Annotated in this window: 2 protein-coding genes and 1 pseudogene; all 3 read right to left on the bottom strand. The window is 72.9% G+C overall.

The window, feature by feature from the left end:
• Positions 1-233, bottom strand: a pseudogene (locus GXW76_RS25200) (hypothetical protein); the annotation flags it as partial.
• 23 nt (positions 234-256) lie between these two features.
• Positions 257-1,651 (bottom strand): S41 family peptidase, encoded by a 1,395-nt coding sequence (locus GXW76_RS25195; protein ID WP_211864887.1) that lies wholly within the window; start codon positions 1,649-1,651, stop codon positions 257-259.
• A 127-nt stretch (positions 1,652-1,778) separates the two neighbouring features.
• Positions 1,779-2,223: murein hydrolase activator EnvC family protein (locus GXW76_RS25190; protein ID WP_211864886.1), on the bottom strand; the 445-nt coding region annotated here is incomplete at its 5' end.

Here is a 2,223-nt window from a genome sequence, read left to right as displayed (position 1 = left end):
ACCACAGCCTCCGCGAGCGGCGGCGCGGCCTCGGCCGGACCGGTGACGTCCGCCGACGGCGCAGGCTGCGCACCGACCGCAGGTGCCGGCGCCGCCGGGGATACCTCGCCGGCCGAGGCCGATCGGGGTGCCTCCGGTGGGCCGAGTTCATTCAGCCACGTCGCCGTGCCGCCGGCGGCCAGCGCCACCACGGCCCAGAAGGCACCGAGCGCCCGCCACCCCGGCACGCGCATCGAACGCGACGCCCTGTCGCCGTTCAGCGCGCGGCGCGCCGCTGCGGGTTCGGGGCCGCCGCCAGGCCGCGCAGCAGGGACAGGGCCTGCTGGAGCTGGTGGTCGGTCTCGGGCTTCGTCGGGTCGAACGTGGGTGCGCCTTCCCCGGGCTGGCGCTGCACCCGCTCCGCGAGGCCGGCCGGCAGGTTCAGCGGAGGCAGCGGCGGTGCGGCCTGCTGCTGCTGTTGGGCCTGTCCGCCATTCTCGTTCCGCAGTGCGCGCCGCAGGTCGGCTTCGCGCTCGCGCCGCGCGACGGCGGCGGTGCTCGCGTCCTCCCGCGAGGCCAGAACCTCGATGTCCGGCTCGATGCCGGTTGCCTGGATCGAGCGGCCGGAGGGCGTGTAGTAGCGCGCGGTCGTCAGCCGGATCGCCCCGTTGCCCGGGATCGGCATCACGGTCTGCACGCTGCCCTTGCCAAAGGACTTCACGCCCATGACGATGGCGCGGCGGTGGTCCTGCAGCGCGCCGGCGACGATCTCGCTCGCGCTCGCCGAGCCTGCGTTGATCAGCACGACCAGGGGCAGGCCCTGCGCGATGTCGCCCGCGCGGGCATTCCAGCGCTGCGCATCCTCCTGCCGGCGGGCGCGGGTGCTCACGATCTCCCCCTGGTCGAGGAAGTCGTCGGAAACCTGCACCGCCTGGTCGAGCAGCCCGCCCGGGTTGTTGCGCAGGTCGAGCACGATGCCGCGCAGGTTGTTCCCCGCCTGCTGGCGGAGCTGCTGCATCGCCCTGCGCAGGCCGGTCTCGGTCTGCTCGTTGAAGGAGGTGAGGCGGATGTAGCCGACATCCCCGCCTTCCATCCGGAAGCGCACCACCTGCGGGCGGATGACGTCGCGGGTGATGGAAAGTTCGATCGGCCGGTCCGCGCCCTCGCGCCGGATGGTCAGGCGGATCGAGGTGCCACGCTCCCCGCGCATCTGCTCCACCGCCTCCTGCAGGCTCAGCCCCTGCACGGAATTGCCGTTGAGATGCGTGATCAGGTCGCCCGGCTTGACCCCGGCGCGCGCGGCCGGCGTCTCGTCGATCGGGGAGATGACCTTGATGTAGCCGCCTTCCTGCGTGACCTCGATGCCGAGGCCGCCGAACTCGCCGCGCGTCTGCACCTGCATGTCGCGGTACATGCGCGGGTTCATGTAGGACGAATGCGGGTCGAGCCCGCTCAGCATCCCCTGGATGGCGTTCTCGATCGCATCGCGATCATTGACCGGCTCGACATACTCGGCGCGGATGCGCTCGAACACGTCGCCGAACAGGTTGAGCAGCCGGTAGGTTTCCGCCCGTCCGCCTTCCTGCGCCCAGGCGGCGACCAGCGGACCGACCACGAAGCCTGCCGCGAAGGCCGCGCCCACAGCCGCGAACGTCCCGCTCCTGCGCCGCATCCGAACTCCTTCCCTTCCCATCCGGGGCACCATGGCCAGCCGGGGAATTTTGCCATCCTACAGCCCATCGCGCCCCGGCGTGCAGCCCGAAACCGTTCGGATACACGTCCGTTACCATCGGCGCGGCCTAACCGGCCCCGGCACGGGCGGTCCCGAGCCAGGGCCGCGGGTCCACCGCATGCCCGTCCCGCCGCAATTCCAGGTAGAGCCGTCCACGCCCGCCATCGCCTTCGCCGACCAGGCCGACGGGCTCGCCCGCGAGGAGGCGGGCCCCGGTGACCGCGTCGAGCCGGCCAAGCCCGGCCAGAACGACATGGTGCCCGTCGGCGCATTCGACAATCAGCAGCAATCCATAACTTCGGAAAGGACCGCTGAACACGGCGCGCCCGGCGCAGGGGCTGACCACCCGCGCCCCGGCGGGGGCGGCGATGGTCTGGCCCCGTGCCGCCCCGCCCTCCGCCTGATCGCCGAAGGCCCGGACCACCCGCCCTGCCACCGGCAGGACATGCGCCCCCGCCGGTGCCGAGGCCGCCGCCTGCGGCGCCGCCGGCGGTTCAGGCAGCGCCTGGCCA

This window comes from Neoroseomonas soli (genome assembly GCF_018129065.1).
Taxonomy (GTDB): domain Bacteria; phylum Pseudomonadota; class Alphaproteobacteria; order Acetobacterales; family Acetobacteraceae; genus Neoroseomonas; species Neoroseomonas soli.
Note: the sequence above shows the minus strand (reverse complement) of the source record. Positions and strands in the feature narration are given on the sequence as shown.

What these genes read in the sequence shown, in the direction of transcription:
- GXW76_RS25195 (WP_211864887.1), bottom strand. Translation starts at nt 1,651, where the DNA reads ATGCGGCGCAGGAGCGGGACGTTCGCGGCTGTGGGCGCGGCCTTCGCG.